Source organism: Alkalibacterium putridalgicola (assembly GCF_040959045.1).
Lineage (GTDB): Bacteria > Bacillota > Bacilli > Lactobacillales > Carnobacteriaceae_A > Alkalibacterium > Alkalibacterium putridalgicola.
This window is the reverse complement of the sequence record NZ_CP162615.1, coordinates 774,331-791,089: the sequence shown is the minus strand read 5'-3', so window position 1 is coordinate 791,089 and position 16,759 is coordinate 774,331. Positions and strand designations below refer to the sequence as shown.

General features: G+C 46.5%; 17 protein-coding genes. 3 read left to right on the top strand and 14 right to left on the bottom strand.

Annotated elements, in window-relative coordinates; all coding sequences use genetic code 11:
• Nucleotides 1-7 precede the first annotated feature (7 nt).
• The 13 genes from nusB to AB4027_RS03910 all read right to left on the bottom strand — a co-directional run bounded on the left by nusB (nucleotide 8) and on the right by AB4027_RS03910 (nucleotide 8,661).
• Nucleotides 8-493, bottom strand: coding sequence for a transcription antitermination factor NusB (gene nusB, locus AB4027_RS03970; RefSeq protein ID WP_091487400.1), 486 nt, complete (start codon nucleotides 491-493; stop codon nucleotides 8-10).
• Nucleotides 490-894 carry an Asp23/Gls24 family envelope stress response protein gene (locus tag AB4027_RS03965; protein ID WP_368646400.1) on the bottom strand — a complete coding sequence of 135 codons (405 nt, stop codon included), beginning with the start codon at nucleotides 892-894 and terminating at the stop codon, nucleotides 490-492. Before AB4027_RS03965 ends, nusB begins: the two co-directional genes overlap by 4 nt.
• A gap of 53 nt (nucleotides 895-947) precedes the next feature.
• Nucleotides 948-1,505, bottom strand: a complete 558-nt coding sequence (efp, locus tag AB4027_RS03960) for an elongation factor P (protein WP_091487402.1) — start codon at nucleotides 1,503-1,505, stop codon at nucleotides 948-950.
• Nucleotides 1,506-1,630: 125 nt separating this feature from the next.
• On the bottom strand, nucleotides 1,631-2,692 hold the full coding sequence (locus AB4027_RS03955; protein WP_368646063.1) for a M24 family metallopeptidase: 1,062 nt from the start codon (nucleotides 2,690-2,692) through the stop codon (nucleotides 1,631-1,633).
• Nucleotides 2,693-2,976: 284 nt separating this feature from the next.
• A complete protein-coding gene (locus AB4027_RS03950) occupies nucleotides 2,977-3,462 on the bottom strand; it encodes a hypothetical protein (protein WP_368646062.1) in 486 nt (161 codons plus the stop codon).
• Nucleotides 3,462-3,908, bottom strand: coding sequence for a competence type IV pilus minor pilin ComGF (gene comGF / locus AB4027_RS03945; protein ID WP_368646061.1), 447 nt, complete (start codon nucleotides 3,906-3,908; stop codon nucleotides 3,462-3,464). The genes AB4027_RS03950 and comGF overlap by 1 nt, the downstream gene beginning before the upstream one ends.
• A gap of 2 nt (nucleotides 3,909-3,910) precedes the next feature.
• The gene (locus AB4027_RS03940; RefSeq protein ID WP_368646060.1) at nucleotides 3,911-4,234 is read right to left on the bottom strand and encodes a hypothetical protein; all 324 of its coding nucleotides are present in this window, start codon (nucleotides 4,232-4,234) and stop codon (nucleotides 3,911-3,913) included.
• On the bottom strand, nucleotides 4,221-4,673 hold the full coding sequence (gene comGD, locus AB4027_RS03935) for a competence type IV pilus minor pilin ComGD (protein ID WP_368646059.1): 453 nt from the start codon (nucleotides 4,671-4,673) through the stop codon (nucleotides 4,221-4,223). The genes AB4027_RS03940 and comGD overlap by 14 nt, the downstream gene beginning before the upstream one ends.
• A 15-nt stretch (nucleotides 4,674-4,688) precedes the next feature.
• Nucleotides 4,689-5,024: a competence type IV pilus major pilin ComGC gene (gene comGC / locus AB4027_RS03930; RefSeq protein WP_368646058.1), complete on the bottom strand. Its 336-nt coding sequence runs from the start codon at nucleotides 5,022-5,024 to the stop codon at nucleotides 4,689-4,691.
• Nucleotides 5,025-5,040: 16 nt separating this feature from the next.
• Nucleotides 5,041-6,105, bottom strand: coding sequence for a competence type IV pilus assembly protein ComGB (comGB, locus tag AB4027_RS03925; protein ID WP_368646057.1), 1,065 nt, complete (start codon nucleotides 6,103-6,105; stop codon nucleotides 5,041-5,043).
• Complete coding sequence (gene comGA / locus AB4027_RS03920) at nucleotides 6,053-7,129, bottom strand: competence type IV pilus ATPase ComGA (RefSeq protein ID WP_368646056.1); 1,077 nt, start codon at nucleotides 7,127-7,129, stop codon at nucleotides 6,053-6,055. Before comGA ends, comGB begins: the two co-directional genes overlap by 53 nt.
• A 151-nt stretch (nucleotides 7,130-7,280) precedes the next feature.
• A complete protein-coding gene (locus tag AB4027_RS03915) occupies nucleotides 7,281-8,006 on the bottom strand; it encodes a YebC/PmpR family DNA-binding transcriptional regulator (protein ID WP_368646055.1) in 726 nt (241 codons plus the stop codon).
• A gap of 133 nt (nucleotides 8,007-8,139) precedes the next feature.
• A complete protein-coding gene (locus tag AB4027_RS03910; RefSeq protein WP_368646054.1) occupies nucleotides 8,140-8,661 on the bottom strand; it encodes a VanZ family protein in 522 nt (173 codons plus the stop codon).
• 109 nt (nucleotides 8,662-8,770) lie between these two features.
• Here AB4027_RS03910 and AB4027_RS03905 point away from each other — a divergent pair, with 109 nt between their 5' ends.
• The gene (locus AB4027_RS03905) at nucleotides 8,771-10,576 is read left to right on the top strand and encodes a M3 family oligoendopeptidase (protein ID WP_368646053.1); all 1,806 of its coding nucleotides are present in this window, start codon (nucleotides 8,771-8,773) and stop codon (nucleotides 10,574-10,576) included.
• 665 nt (nucleotides 10,577-11,241) lie between these two features.
• Here AB4027_RS03905 and AB4027_RS03900 read toward each other — a convergent pair.
• Entirely contained in the window at nucleotides 11,242-12,582 is a 1,341-nt protein-coding gene (locus AB4027_RS03900; RefSeq protein ID WP_368646052.1) for an NlpC/P60 family protein, read from the bottom strand.
• A gap of 309 nt (nucleotides 12,583-12,891) precedes the next feature.
• Between AB4027_RS03900 and AB4027_RS03895 the strand changes: the two genes are divergently transcribed.
• The gene (locus tag AB4027_RS03895) at nucleotides 12,892-13,857 is read left to right on the top strand and encodes a rhodanese-related sulfurtransferase (RefSeq protein ID WP_368646051.1); all 966 of its coding nucleotides are present in this window, start codon (nucleotides 12,892-12,894) and stop codon (nucleotides 13,855-13,857) included.
• A 182-nt stretch (nucleotides 13,858-14,039) separates the two neighbouring features.
• Complete coding sequence (locus AB4027_RS03890; protein WP_368646050.1) at nucleotides 14,040-16,751, top strand: transglycosylase domain-containing protein; 2,712 nt, start codon at nucleotides 14,040-14,042, stop codon at nucleotides 16,749-16,751.
• The last annotated feature ends 8 nt before the right edge of the window (nucleotides 16,752-16,759 follow it).

Genomic DNA, 16,759 nt, shown 5'->3' with positions numbered 1-16,759 from the left:
AAAAGTGCTATCTATTGTCGGCAATACTCTGCAGGATGCCGTTGACGAACTTGCTTGACTTGTCATCATTGAATGTCTTCGTCAGTTCGATCGCTTCGTTCATGACAACACGCTTATCTACTGCCGGCTGGTAAACCAATTCATATGTCGCTAGTCTCAACAGTAATAAGTTGGTCCGCTCCAGACGGTTTATCGTCCAGTTTTTCAAATGCTTTGTAATCGTCTGATCGATATCGTCACGATGCTCTTGAACACCATTTACTAACACTCTCAGATAGGTGATGGCATCAGTCACGATTTCTTCTTTATTTTTTTTGTTTTCTATCGGTAGAACAGCAGCCATCGCTTCTTCGATCGAACGGTCGTCTTTATGCGACAGCGTACTATCAAGGGCTAATTGAATGGCTTCATCTACAGTCAGTTCTTCATGGGTAGCTAATTGGAAAAGAGACTGAAAGGCTTTTTCCCTAATTACACGCCTTACAGTGGTCACTCTTCCTCATCCTCTTCTTTGTCCAGGTCAAACAAGTCCTGGAATGATGTTTTTTCCGGTACGATATCTGCGATATGGATATTAACTTCCGCTAACGTGATATCTGTCATATGGAAGATCTGTTCACGCACTTTCTTCTGGATGGCTTGCGCGACTTCAGGTACGTTGACGCCAAACTTGAAGTAGCAGTAGATATCTACTTTCAAACCGTCTTCATCAGAAGTTAAATGCACACCTTTTTTATGGTTCGGTTTCCCGAAGGCGATTTTCATCTTTTTGGTAAATTTCCCCTGCATGGCATAGACGCCATCCACTTCGTTAGCCGCAATACCGGCAATAACTTCAAGCACTTCAGGGGCGACTTCGATTTCACCGAAAGGATTGCTCTGGTTTGTTCTCATCACTTTTTCTTCCACTGTCGTTCCTCCTTTGAAATGGTTCAGCAAACTTTTAGTTACGCGCGGGAGACGTATGTTCCTTCGGCTGTATTGATGACCAGTACATCATCTTTGTTGACAAACAAGGGAACAGTTACGACTGCGCCTGTTTCCAGTGTAGCAGGTTTTGACCCGCCGCCGGATGTATCACCACGGATACCCGGTTCAGTCTCTACGACTTTCAGCTCGACTTTGTTAGGGACTTCGACACCAATGACTTCGCTTCCGTACATCATGATGCTGACTTCCATGTTTTCTTTCATGTATTTCAGTTCTTCTTCGATGCGCTCGCCGGGGATCTCCAGCTGTTCATAAGTGTCCGTGTCCATAAAGACATGGCTGCCGTTATTATCATAAAGATACTGCATCGTTTTCGTTTCGATATGTGCTGCCTCGAATTTTTCGCCGGCTCTGAATGTTTTATCCTGTAGAGCACCGGTACGCAGATTTTTAAGTTTTGAACGGACAAACGCAGCACCTTTACCTGGTTTAACGTGCTGAAATTCCACGACACGCCAGATGCTGTCATCATATTCGATCGTTAGTCCTGTTTTTAAATCACTTGTAGATATCATTCGATTTCCTCCTAGTTACCTCTCGATCGGTATTCAAGAACCGATGAGTTTGCTTGCTTCTATTGTATCATGATTAGGTATGAAAACCTATTTTCACAGGTAATTTTTTCTATAAATTTAACTTTTTAAAGCTGGATCAGTTCTTTGGTTACCTTCATCAGATTGCGGTTACCATCTTTCGTGATGACCAGATCGTCTTCAATTCTTACCCCGCCCAATCCGGGAATATAAATTCCGGGTTCATTGGTGATCACATTGCCTTCGACCAGCGGTTGTTCGTTTCGAAAATTGATCCCTGGATTTTCGTGAACTTCCAGTCCGATGCCATGACCGGTAGAATGACCAAACGCATCACCGTAGCCTTTTTCAGTAATGTATTCTCGGGCGATCGCATCCAGTTCTTTACCTGTGATACCAGGTCTGGCCGCCTCGTTCACTTTCAGCTGGGCATCCAGAACGATCTGGTGGATCTTCTTCAGTTCTTCCCCGGGATCGCCCAAAGAAAATGTCCGTGTCATATCTGAAACATACCCTTTATAGTAGCAGCCGAAGTCTATCGTGATCATGTCGCCCTCTTCGATCTCCTTGTCACTGGCCACCCCATGAGGCATTGCAGAACGCTTGCCGCTGGCCACGATGGTGTCAAAAGAGACACTTGTCGCACCTTGTTCACGCATCAAAAAGTCAAGTTTGTTGGCGACAGCTATTTCTGTCACTCCGGGTTTAATGAAGTTTAGAATCTCTTCAAAGGCGTTCTCCGTGATCCTGATCGCCTGCTGGATCGTTTCGATTTCATCTTCATCTTTGATTTCCCGCAGAGATTCCAGCAGACCGCTGCTTGGGTTCAGTTCACATGGCAGCATGTCTCTGATCTGGTCGAATGTAGCATAGGTCACGAAATCTTTTTCAAAACTCAAAACGTCGATCTGTTCATTTTCTACGATCGTTTTCACTTCTTCATAGATCGGTCCCGTATTTTGCACAACTTCAAAGCCGATAGCCTGTTCTGCAGCCTGTTCGGTATACCGGAAATCGGTAACGAAGTATGCCTTGTCCTGCGTCATGACGCTCAGCCCCGTCGATCCGGTAAATCCGGAAGCATATCTCAAATTATATGGACTTGTTATAAGTAATGCTTCAACGTTCTGTTCTTTCATCTTGTTCTGTATTTTTTCTACACGTGACATAGTTACACCCTATTCTCTAATTTGAATTCCACTCTGTTCATATCTATATGAACACTCCTTTTTTATTATAGCAAAGTAGGGCTGAAAAATAAACGCGGGCCGGTATGTAGTATGTCCATTGTGTTGTTATTAAGAAAGAGCATTCTGTTAAGACTTATACGTCTATCTTCAGAAATGCTCTTTAGGCTGTCCAGTTTATTTTTTGAAAAATCAAACTCTTTTTCGTGATACTTATTTATACTTATTTATTACAATCCTTTTTGATAGTTATTAACAGGTACAAATCATTCGTTTCCCGTTAATGTCTCTTTTTCTTCCATCCCTCCACTCGATCCCCCTGTCCCTCCCGTACTGCTGTTTTCATCAGCCAATGGTACATCAGCTGGATCCGGATCTTCTTGAATGGTCAGTATTTCCTCCGGAGCGGGGGCCGGTTCGATGATGACCCTCTGCCGGCTCGTGTAACGATTATTCAAATGGGCTACGAGTGAATACTCTGCGTCCGACTCTTTAATGATCTCCACCTCTCCCTGACTGAAATAGAGTGTTGCTGTTTCTACCTCTTCCCATTCAAGTCTGTCTTTGAGCATTGACTCACTCACCTCGATCAGTGCTTTTGCCTCATACGCCTGACTGATCTGCTGCAACTGCATCAGCTGGTTGTAGACGACCCCTGTCACTGACAGGATCAGAAACGAGATGAACAATAGTAAGTGAAAGGTCGACAGCAGCAGACTGCCTTCTTCACTCATATATCTTTTTATCGGCATCATCCACTGTCCTTTTCATTCACACGAAACTTGGCGTTGTACTCTTCACCGTTATTAAATTCGACCTGGATCGTTAAGGCCTCTTCGAGCAATGAGAACTCGACAGCAGACACTTCCAGCAGGATCGGCTGATGACCAAGCGAGCCTACCTGCCGCCGGATGATCTGAAAATACCGCTCGTACGAGACAGTCTTTATCCGCTGATTTTCTGGATCATATATATCGAAACTTACTTTGTCCCTGCTGGCTGTGACGTTTTCACTGCCTTGGAGTTCATATTCCAGCTGATTGATAAACAGATGCCATTCGATCTGTCGTTCATCCTTTATGTGTCTCCGTGTTGTCTGGATCTGTGAAATGGCAAATGAAAACAAAAGCACACAGCTGCTTAATATACTTAGAGTGATGATGACTTCCAGTAGTGAAAAACCTTTGTCTCTCGGCATTCTCATGGATTCCACTCTGCGGTTATGAAATCGATCTCCCTGACTCGATTTTCTTCGACATAAATATGAATACTGCTGTTTGTTTCAAAGCTGTGCGCTTTTACATCACCGGATAAGAACTGACGGCTCTTCAGATCATCCTTATCGTAAAATAAAGCACTTTCGTATAAGAACCGGTTCAGTTCAACGTCAGTTTTTGTCTGCTCCCTTATCACCAGCAGCTCCATGGCAAACGGAAAGACGATCCCGATAAAAAAAGCCAGTATACTGATGCTTACGAGACTTTCAAGCATGATAAAACCGGAATCCTTCTTACTTAATGACAAACCTTCCACTCCCCATCTGAAAACTCACGGTCACTTTTCCGTGAATGGTATTGAAATTCAGTTCGTTGATGTTACCGAGATTGCCTGAACTTCGTGAAAACTGGTATTCCTTTGACGTTCCGTATAAAGAGATGGATTCAGGTAAATACAGGATATGATTGGCCGGATGATCACTGTTTTCTTTCCCCGTGACTCTGAACCGTATCAGCCGGTTGGTCGGCCGCACTTCCATGTTCGTCCAGTGATCATTGATAACAGCTTCGGTCTGGATCAGTGTGATCCCCGAACGCAGAGCTTCAAAGAACAGCTGGGTCTCCGTTTCTTTTTTCAGCTGGGCAAAGTGCATGACTGGAAAGGTCGCCAGCAGTGAAACGATCGATAAGACCAGCACAACTTCTATGAGTGTGAATCCATCATCTTTCTTAAGTGTTGCAAACATGCATTAACTCCTTAGTCAGGGTAGACTGGTTTCTGTCTTGGCTTTGACGACGCCATTAACTAAATCAAACCCGGTAATTGCTTTAGCAAGTTGTTTTTCGGTAAGATAGCCAGCTGTTTTTAAAACTTCAAACGAAGCCGGCGCTTCCTTCTTATCCATCTTGTACATATCCACCTGGGACTGGAGTACACTGGCTATGGCTTCATCTCCAGTAGTGGCGGCACTGGTCTGTCTTCCGGACAGGTTCGGAACAAAAAGCAGGAGCAGGGCTGAAATGATGAAGAGCACCAGTGACATTTCAATTAATGTAAAGCCTTCTTCCCGTTTTATCCATGCATTGGTTTGTTTCATATATTTTCCTCTTTTCCTAAAATGTCTGCAGCGCATTGAAGGTCGGCAGCAGCAAAGCCGCATAGATCGCCACGATCACAAGCGCCACGAATATAAAGATGACTGGCTGGACCCAGTTCATCACCTGTTCGATCTGTTTATCAAATTCCTCTTCGCATTCTCTGGCATACATTTCCAATTCCTGTCCCAAGTGCCCCGACTTCTCTCCCTGTCTGACCACCAAGATGACTTCTTTTTTCAAAAATGTCAGTTCCTGGAGGCTGTCATGAAAGGACTTGCCCTGCTTCATTTCCATTTCGATATATTCTCCGACTTCAGTGATCAAAGGAGACAAGGCATTCTTTTTCATGATCGTGACGACTTCCAGGAGGCTGCTGTTACCTTTGAGCAGAACTCCCCATTCATTGGAGAAAAACTGGCTCCAGTACAAAGTGAACAGCGACGACCGCGTCCATCTGGTCAGCCACTGCAGACGGTTCATCGGTGTCAGTTTTCTTCCCTTATTAATCAACAGCAGCAGGATGAGCAGAAAGACCAGGCTCCCTCCGGCCAGGATCACAGGCGCATGATAAACGCCCGCAACCACCAGACGCGTGCCGATATCCAGCTGCTCTGGCTGAAGTGCAGTCAATTCATGGATATGCGGCAGGAGGATGAACCGCATCGCCAGCAGCATGATCATGACAAAAAACAGGAGAACAACAGGATACTGCAAAAGGGCTTGCATTTTCCGCTTCTTTTCCGCCTGTTTCAGCAGCTGACTGCCCGCTTTCACTGCTGTCTGGGCAAGCTGACCATGAAAAAGGGAGAAATACAGCTGAGCACACACGACATCTGAAAAGCCGGCCTCCTTTAACGCCGCAGAAAAAAGTTCGCCGCGGCTGACTTCCTTGTGAACAACTTCGATCATCTGTCTGGAGTCGCTGTCCACGATGGTCTCCAGAAATACCAGCGCTTCCTGCAGTGAAAAACCGTCCAGAAGCAGCTGGCCGCAGCGTTTCAGAAAACGTCCCTGTCGCAATGTTTCTTTATGCGTTCGAAATATAATAGCGGTGGTAGGTTTTTTCAGTGATATAACCATTCACATACACCTTTTCCAGTAAATGATTGAAGTCCCGGCTGCCTGACTTTTTAGACAACGTTTCTCCGACAGCATTGTTCTCCAGCACAGGAACCATTTCTTCCGCCGTCATCACTTCAAACAGGGCCAGACGCTTCTTCCCTCTGTCGTGATGCGAGCAGTAGGTCTGACAGTTCGTCTCGCACAGCGGACAGTAAAGCGGCAGCAGCGTCTGAAACGCCACACCGATCAGCGTCTGTTTCAGCAAAGGCAGGCCGACGCCCAGCTCCTCCATCCTTGAGATGACGCCTCTCGCATTCTTGGCATGAATGGATGCAACTATCAGGTGTCCGGTCAGCGCGCCCCGCATCACCATCTTGGCCGTTTCTTCATCTCTGATCTCGCCGACGATGATCACATCCGGGTGATGTCTGAGGCTTGACTTCAATAAGTGCTCGTATGAAACGCCGGCTGTCTCATTAACTTGAGTTTGCAGGAAGCTGCTCTCTTCGATCTCCACCGGATCTTCGACAGTGATGACCTGCTGTTTTTCCCCCTGCATCCGGTTCTTGATCAAATGATACATCGTCGTCGTTTTACCGGAATCGACCGGCCCTGAAAAAAGCAGCAAGCCGGATTTGGCCTGCACCAGCCGCTCCAGTTTCTCCCACTCATGCTTAAAGAAGGTGCCGGGAACGAGCGTCTCCTCTTCTTTCTGCTTCAGTAGACGGATGACCAGTGATTCCTGCGACTGGTAGTTGCTGATCGTAGAGAACCGGCAGTCGATGGCTTTCTCGCTCAGCTGAAAAGTCGTGCTCCCGCTCTGAGGGCGCCGTCTCTCTCCCACATCCATATTCGATAAAAACTTGAAATAAGAGATCAGCCGCGTCCCTTCTTCCCGGTCCAGATAATACTGTTTTTCCATTTGACCATTCAGACGAAAGTATACGTCATAGTGCTTCTGTTCGGGCAAAACGTGTATATCACTCGTCCGATATGAGTCGGCCATCGTTAGCAGATGACTTGCAAAGGCTTCTGTATCCATCACATCCTCCCTTTCACTATTTTTTGTTCTACGCTATATATATTATCCAACGGTTTAAATGCTCACGAAAAAAACCTCAAATAAATGAAGAATATTTTCTCCACTCATTTGAGGCTTTGTTTCTGCTGCTGTTTTTTAGTTAGGTGACGGGTTAAACTTCAGCGTTATGATAGACTTCGCTGACATCATCATCGTCTTCAAGCGCATCGATCAGATTTTCAAAGGTTTCTTCTTTGTCTGCAGGGACAGGCACGGTCGTCTGAGGGATCATGGTCAATTCTGCCTGATCCAAAGTATAGCCCGCTTCTTTCAGCGCGTCTCTAACAGCTGTGAAGTCTGTTGCTTCTGTATAGATCTCGAATACTTCGTCACTGGTCTCCAGCTCTTCTCCGCCGGCTTCAAGGACTTCCATCAGCATCGTATCTTCATCGACATCCAGGCCTTCACGGGCGATAGCGATGTAGCCTTTACGGTCGAACATGTAGCTCACTGAGCCTTTTTCGCCTAAAGAACCGCCGTTACGGTCAAAGGCAACTCGGATGTTGGTACTTGAACGGTTCAGGTTGTCTGTCAGTGCGTGAACGAGGATAGCGATGCCGTTAGGTCCGTATCCTTCGTAAACGACTTCATCATAGTTATCGCCCTGACCCGCATCGGTCGCACGCTTGATCGCACGGTCGATATTGTCGTTAGGCATGTTGTTGGACTTAGCTTTGTCCACTGCCAGTCTAAGAGCCGCGTTCATTTCCGGATCCGCGCCGCCGTCTTTCGCTGCTTTATAGATTTCTTTAGATAATTTCTGGAATATCTTTCCGCGTTTGGCATCCTGAGCGCCTTTACGCTGCTTGATGTTGTTCCATTTTGAATGTCCTGCCATCACAATTCCTCTTTCCTGAATTTGATTTACGTTTATCCTTTGTTATTATACCAAAATTTCAAGCTATATCAACTGCCGGCAAAAAGGATGATGTCGCTTACAACACGAGCCCTAATATCGCTTTAAACTGAAGCTAGCGTTTGAAGCGAAGTTTCTGTCGTCTTCTCCCCTTTGGTTTAGCAAGCATGGCAAGCGTCAACCCAACGATCGCTCCAGCAGCATCCAGCATGACATCTTCCATAAGCGCCGTACGGTTCGGATGGAAGGACTGTCTCAGTTCGTCGAAAGAGGCATAGCCGACAGAAAGCATCAGAGCCACTAAGAACGTGAGCCACGGCTGAGCTACACGGTTTTTCAGTCCCAGAAACCAGAACAAACCCAGCAGGAAGTAGGAAACGAAATGCGCCCCTTTTCGGATGAAAAATTCGATGAAACCTATGTAACCTTGAGCGGCGATACTTACTTCGCTTCCGGCGTACATGAATGCGACCCGTTCAAAAAGTCCGCGCAGCGGTTCACTTTCCAGCCACTGATGAAGCAGCGGCTGGACGTTCTGGTCTTCATATCCCATGGACGAGCTGTAAAACAGCAGTGCCATGATAGCAAACGCAAGCAGCAGATAAACATTGTCGATCGGTCTAGCTTTTCTATTCATTTCTATACACCTCATTCAGTCAATATCTCTATTCTAACTGATGTGTCTGGATATGGAAAGAAAAAAACGATACAATAAAAGCAGTCTATTTTAAGGGGAGAGATAATCAATGACAGCATCACAGAATTGGAACATGGACAGTGTCTTTGAAGGGGGAAGTCATTCCGAGACTTTGCAAAAACGGATCAAAGAACTGGACGCGCTGATACAAGAAACGCTCACGCAGATCAGCGAATGGGAGCCTTCAGAAGATCAGCCAAAATACAGCCAGCTGGCTTCATTCTTAGAGAAGAGAGAAACCATCGGGAACGGCTTGTCAGAAGCTGGCACCTTTGCTCGCGGTCTATTTTCAGCCAACACGAAAGACCTTCAGGCGGCAAAAGTCGTGAACCAGCTCAGCACTGTGGGGAGTCAGATGAGCGAGGTTGAAACGCTCTTTATGAAAAAACTCAAGGATATTCCTAGAGACGAATGGCAAACGCTGATTTCTAAAGAACCGTTCAAGCAGAGCGCCTTTCCTTTGGAAGAAAAAAGAGAAAAAGGTCAGAAACTTCTGTCTGAAAAAGAAGAAAAAATCATCCAGAAACTGTCTCTTGACGGGTTGAACGGTTTCGGTAATATGTACCAGACCATCGTCAACAGTGTCAATGTGCCTTTTGAAGAAGACGGCAAAATCACTTACTTGTCTGCCGGACAGGCCGCAAATAAACTGACCGGCTCAGAAGATCCTGCCGTCAGAGCACGTCTTCTTAAAGACTGGGAGAACGCCTGGAAAGAGAAAGCACCGCTGTTTTCCGATACGCTCAACCACTTGGCTGGTTTCAGACTTCAGACTTATGATCTAAGAGGCGAGAAAGACTTTTTGAACCCGCCGCTTGAATACAACCGCATGAAAGAAGATACACTGAATATGATGTGGGACACGATCACTGAAAACAAGCCGAAAGTTGTCGAATTCCTTAACCGCAAGGCAGCACTTATGGGCAAAGACAAGCTGAACTGGGCGGACGTCACTGCTCCGGTTTCTGTCGGCGATTACGAACCGAAAACGTACTCGTTTGAAGATGCACAGGATTTCGTGACCACCCACTTCGGGACATTCAGTCAGGAAATGCAGGATATGGCGCAGCGGGCCTTTAATGAAGGCTGGGTCGAAGCTGAAGATAAAGAAGGCAAGCGACCGGGAGCTTACTGCTCGAACCTGCCTGAAAGCAAGCAGTCCCGTATCTTCATGACCTTCTCAGGCAGTGCAAACAATGTGTCGACCTTGGCTCACGAATTGGGGCACGCCTATCACAGCCACGTTATGCGCGACCTGCCGGCACTGAACCGCAGCTATGCTATGAACGTTGCCGAAACAGCCTCTACTTTTGCGGAAATGCTGATTTCTGATGCGACGGTTGAAGCAGCTGCTTCTGACGAAGAGAAGATCGCCCTCTTGGACAGCAAGATCTCACGTGCTGCGATCATGTTCATGAATATCCACAGCCGATTCCTTTTCGAAAAACGTTTCTACGAAGCTCGTCAGAACGGTCTTGTCAATGAAGAGGAACTGAGTACCATTATGGAAGAAGCACAGAAAGAAGCTTTCCTTGATTCGCTTGAGACGTATCATCCAACGTTCTGGGCAAGCAAGCTGCATTTTTACATCACAGGGATCTCCTTCTACAATTTCCCTTACACCTTCGGCTTCCTGTTCAGTCTGGGGATCTATTCCAAAGCCAAGCGGGAAGGCCAGTCGTTCTCAGAAGATTACCGCAGTCTCTTGAGAGATACGGCCAGCATGACGACAGAAGAGCTTGCTGAAAAGCACTTGGCAGTCGACTTGACTCAACCGGATTTCTGGCAGTCAGCGATCGATGAGATCTTAGCGGATATCGACGACTACCTTGCATTGACTGCAGACCGCGTTTAATATTGAACCCTTTAATTAAATCGCTTGAAAAGGAGCAGCCCACTCTCTCAGAGTGATGGCTGCTCCTTTTGGCTTTATCTAAGCGTTGATTTACTGAATAAAGGCTGATTGAGCTCACCCAGTGTACAGCTTTAGCCCAGTACTGTCTATCGGACCGGCATTGGACGTGCTGAACAGTCGTTGTTACCTGAATAAGCTCAATGTGGCCTTCATTGAGTTTGCCAGGTTTAAAATGGGCTTGGGTACGTCTAATGTACCCATCATTGAACGCACCCGCAGCTCCTATGTATTTGGGTACGTCTTATTTCTTCATCATTGACACTGCTCAGACTGATTTTGCGCTCAGCACACCGAATACATACGTCATTGGCAGTACTCGCCCGTGAATTGATTTGAGCACGTCCAATGTGCCCTCTATTCGCACGGCTCACATCATTTCTGATCTGAGTACGTCTATTGAAAGCCGCATTCGACGTACTCAGCTTAAGTATTAGTAGGGCTATACTTAATCAAAAATCCGCACCTTTTATTGCTTTTCGGCTCTTCCGTATAGTCGATTCTCGTCAGCGGACGAGAATCTTCCTTCTTTCTTTAAAATACAAAAAAGCCCTGGTGCCAAAACATCTCAGTTTTGGCATCAGCGCTTTCCCTATAATTATGTTATTCTAGTATCTTCCGTATCCGACGAAACGACGTCCCCAGTAGTTGGAGTTGACTTGAGTATACGCAACACCTGTGCTTGTCTGGGCACCAATGAACTGGCCGTTGCCGACGTAGATACCGACGTGACTGACACGCGAGCCGTTTTCAGAGAAGAAAACCAGGTCCCCCGGACGCGGGTTAGACACTTTCTGAGCCGAAGCATACTGACCGGCGGCTGAACGCGGCAGGTTTACACCGGCTTGTCTGAATACGTAGCTTGTAAAGCCTGAACAGTCAAAAGCATTCGTCGTTGATCCGCCATATAGATAAGGTGTACCTAATACGCCGTTGGCATAGGAACTGATCTGTCCCCAAGTCACGCCACCGCTCGATGGTGCCGGGGTCGGTTTCAGATCAGGTTTCGGCTTGCTTGTTTCCTTGGCAGGCTGTTCAGCTTGATTTGATGAAGAGGCTTCCTGACTGCTGGCAGGTGCTTCTTGACTAGTCGTTTCCGTTGCTGATTCAGTTGATGAAGACTGGGCCACACTGACAGAAGCTGTCTCGTTTGAATCACTTGTTTGAGAGGATGAAATAGAAACTTCTGCCTCTGCTTCTGCACGTCTTCTCTCTTCTGCTTCCCTTGCAGCCTGGGCTGCTTCTTCTCTTGCAGCAACAAGCTCGACCACAGCTTTTTCAGCTTCCGCTTTTTCAGATAAGAAACGTTCACGGTCTGCTTCAGCTGTAGCTCTTTCTGAAGCGAGCTGAGCCACTAAAACTTCTTTTTCCAGACGCTGCTGCTCGAGTTCTTCAGAAATTCCTTCAAGCTCTGCAGCCAAGGCATTCTGCTGAACGATCGTCTCTTCAGTCTCTTCCTGCTTCTCGATGACTGCCTGCTGATCTCTGATCTGCGCTTCTACCAGTTTGCGGTTAGAGCCGACGAGATTAGATACGACATCGATACGGCCAAAGACATCTGTCAGCGATTCGGCATCCAAGATAAATTCGATGTAATTGGCGGTCTGACCGTCAACATGTATTTTTCTCGCCTGATTCTCAAGCTGCTCGCTGCGTTTTTCAATGATCACTTCAAGTTCGGCAACTTCTGCCTGCAAGGCTTCCATTTTTTCGTGCGCTGCTTCCAGACGGGCAACCGCTTCGTTGATACGCTCTTCATTGGCTTCTATATCATTATTGATCGTATTTAATTCCGCTTCGGTATTTTGAACGTCAACTTGTAAAGAATTGATCGTACCTTCCAAGTTATGTACCTTGTTTTCAGTTTCTTCGATCTTGTTCAGGTTTTCCTGGATCGCTTCATCATACTCGTTCGCAAAAACTTCTGATGTGAGAGATAGTGAACTCAACAACAACGTACTGGTCAGTGCTGATACAATTAATTACTTTTTCAACGGACATTCCCTCCAAATATGGGTGAGTTAAATTTTTTGCAAAAAATATATATTCGCTAATCACCGAACATGTTCTATCGGCTAACTATGGCTTAGTATACCACTCGTGCATAATAAGTTGGTTGCATTCATATTTCACTTCTGTTTCACTTGTACATCTTTCACAAGTCAGACGGTAACCAATACTTGCAATTTAAGGCTTTTGGGCCTATACTTTTTAATGATTACACTTATTATTTACACGTATTCAAGGAGGAATTATTCATGAGTGACTACCGCGTATTACTTTATTACAAATATGTACACATCGACGATCCTGAAAAATTTAGAGATGAACATATGGCGCTGTGCCAGGATATCGGATTGAAAGGCCGTATACTTGTGTCAGAAGAAGGGTTGAACGGGACCTGTTCCGGTACGGTCGAACAGACCGACCGCTATATGGAAGCTGTACGTTCCGATGAGCGCTTCAGTGACATTTTTTTCAAGATCGACGAAGCCGACGAACATGCCTTCAAGAAACTGCACGTGCGCTATCGTCAGGAAATCGTATCTTTGAAGCTGGGTGAAGAAAACCACGATGCCAGTGAGCTGACCGGTAAGTTCTTAGATCCTGTCGAGTGGAAAGAAGCGCTCGAAGATGAAAACACGATCGTTCTAGATGCCCGCAACGATTACGAGTATGACTTGGGGCACTTCAGAGGCGCGATCCGTCCCGATATTCGTTCATTCAGAGAACTGCCTGAGTGGATCAAGGAAAACAAAGAGAAATTCATGGACAAGCGGGTCGTCACCTACTGCACGGGCGGTATCCGCTGCGAAAAACTGACAGGCTGGCTCATCAAAGAAGGCTTTGAAGATGTCGGACAGCTTCACGGCGGTATCCATCATTACGGGACCGATCCAGAAACGCAAGGTGAAAAATGGGACGGAAAAATGTATGTCTTTGACGAACGCATCAGCGTAGACATCAATAAAGTCGACAAGAAAGTCATTGCCAGAGACTGGTTCGACGGCGAGCCGTGCGAACGCTATGTCAACTGTGCCAATCCTGAATGCAATCGTCAGGTCATCATGTCAGAAGAAAACGAACACAAATATCTCAGAGGCTGTTCACACAAGTGCCGCGTTCATCCGCGCAACCGCTACATCCAAGAACATCAGCTCAGCCAAGAAGAAGTAGTACAGCGTCTTCAAGCTATCGGTGAAAGCCTTCCGGAGAAAGTATAAGATTAGATCCCCCTCTGCGAATCATCTTTGCAGAGGGACTTTCTATCCTTATAGCGGCTTAACAATTTCGTCACAATATCGAATTAGTTGCGTGAATACCCCGCCTTGCGTTTTAATTTCCTTCTAGTTTTGCTATAATATAGCAAGTCATATTACTATATATACTAAATAAGGAGCCTATAATGAAACGATCTGAAAATGAAGAACAAAAACAATCGGAAGAAACCAAAGAAACCGAACAGTCATCGCGCTTCGAATCCGTTGTCTATTACTTCGATATCTTTTACCGTGTCGTTAAAGCTTTAGTCATTTTACTCATAATCATCCTTCTTGTGGCCGGCTCTTTAGGAGCAGGTACGGCGGTCGGATATTTTGCCTCCCTCGTTCACGGATCAGAAATACCTGAGCGCGAGGAAATGTTGACGCAGATCCAAGATTATACACGTAAATCGAGCATGTATTATGCAGATGAGAGTTTGATCAGTGATGTCCGTTCTGACCTGCTGCGTACGCCTATTCCTTTGGATAATGTCTCAGACCTTTTGATCAACGCTGTGGTTTCGACAGAAGACGAATACTTCTTCGAACATGAAGGCGTGGTACCGAAAGCGGTCGCTCGTGCTCTAGTTCAGGAACTTTCAGATTCCGGAGCTACCACCGGCGGATCGACACTGACCCAGCAGCTGATCAAGCAGCAGATCCTATCTCCGGAAGTCACGCATGAACGAAAAGCCAACGAAATCCTGCTTGCTTACCACCTGGAGAATGAGATCGACAAAGATCAGATCCTGGAAGCTTATCTGAACGTGTCCCCTTTTGGACGTAACAATAAAGGACAGAACATTGCCGGAGTCGAAGAAGCTGCACAAGGTATATTCGGTGTCTCAGCAAGCGACGTATCGCTTCCGCAAGCCGCCTTCATAGCCGGGCTGCCCCAGCGTCCGATCGTCTTCACTCCTTACACAAATTACGGACAGATCAAGGAAAGCCATGACTTAAGTATTTCACGGCAGCATGAAGTTTTGTTCCGTATGTACCGTGAAGGTCATATCACCGAAGCAGAATATGAAGAAGCACGTGCCTACGATATCACTCAGGACTTCATCAATCAGGAAAACATCGACTATGATGATAATTCCTACGTGTATGACATTGCCCTTGAACGGTCACTGGAAATACTTTCCGAAAAATTCATGAAGGACGACGAAGTCACGGATGAAATGCTTGAGGAAAATCCTGAGCTAGTCAACGAATATAATGAACGCGCTAAGTACGCAATAGAAAATGAGGGCTACAAAGTCTACACCACGATCGACAAAGAGATCCATGATACCCTGGAACGCGTGACTGCCGAATATAAAGACCAGCTGGGTGCGCCGCGTTACTACACGTATGAAGATGACGACGGTGAAACACATGAGGTCGAAGTCCCCATCAATACAGCTGGAGCGATGATCGACAACCAGACAGGACGCGTCATCGGATTCATCGGCGGTGCCGATTACAATGTCGAACAATTCAACACAGCATTCAACGGCACCCGTAGTCCGGGATCTGTCATCAAACCCTTAGCTGTCTATGGTCCTGCCATCGAAGAAAATATCATTACGCCGGCTACGATCGTTCCGGATACTTATTTTGAGGTTCCTACTTGGGATGATACAATAGGTGATTTTACAGGACACCCAGTAACGAATGCGACGCGTACAACAAATGAATGGATGACAGCCAGACAGGCGATCACCGTTTCTCAGAACATTCCTGCATCAAAAATATACATGGAACTGAAAGACAACCGCACGTCAGAACAATACATCCGCCGCATGGGGATCGATGAAGACATGATGCCAAGCAGCGAGTTTGACAACCCTTCGACTGCCTTGGGAGGATTGAGTAAAGGTATACCGGCCGTTGATCTGATCAGTGCCTTCTCTACCATGGGAAACAACGGGGTCCACGCTGAGCCATATATTATTGAACGCATCGAAAACAGCAACGGAGAGGCCGTTTACGAACATGAAGCAAAGGAAACGCGCGTCTGGGGAGAAGACACCAATTACCTGATCCTCGACATGCTGAGAGGCGTCCACACCGAAGGTACTGCCCGCGGGACTATGGATAACCTGCCATTCGAGGCTGACTGGATATCGAAAACCGGTACGACACAGGACCGTAAAGACATCTGGTATGCTGCCAGCACACCACGTATCAGTTTCGGTACCTGGATTGGCTATGGTAACGACAATTTCCGCTTGGGCGATGACTTCGGTATCCACCCAAGTCGACGCAACCGAAACTTCTGGGCTACACTTATGAATGCTGTATACGAAGTGAATCCGGATATCTTTGGTGTTGGGGAACAGTTCCCTATGCCATCCAGTGTGACATCCGAATCCGTCATACGTGCGACAGGCATGAAGTCAGGAACAATTGAAACGCCTGGCGGAAGCACCTTTAATTACTCTGGACCGACGCATACAGAAATATTCAAGGAAAGCAACGTCCCTGGCCCTACGGTTTATGACTTTGCTATCGGCGCCACGGATGAGGAATTAGCTGAATTCTGGGGAGACAGACGTCCGTCTAATGAACCTGATGAAGACGAAGACGACACTTCCGATAATGAAGGATCCAGTGACGATAATGAATCTGAAGAGGAAACAGAATCAGAACCTGAAGAAAATAATGAATCTGATTCAGAGCCTGAAGAAGAACCAGAACCCGAACCTGAGCCTGAACCTGAAGAAGAACCGGAACCCGAGCCTGAACCTGAGCCTGAGCCGGAACCCGAGCCTGAACCTGAGCCTGAGCCGGAACCCGAAGAGGAAGAAGCACCGGAAGGCAATGATGACTCTGATGAAGGCAATGACGATTCAGAAGAATCTGGAGAATAAGATACAAG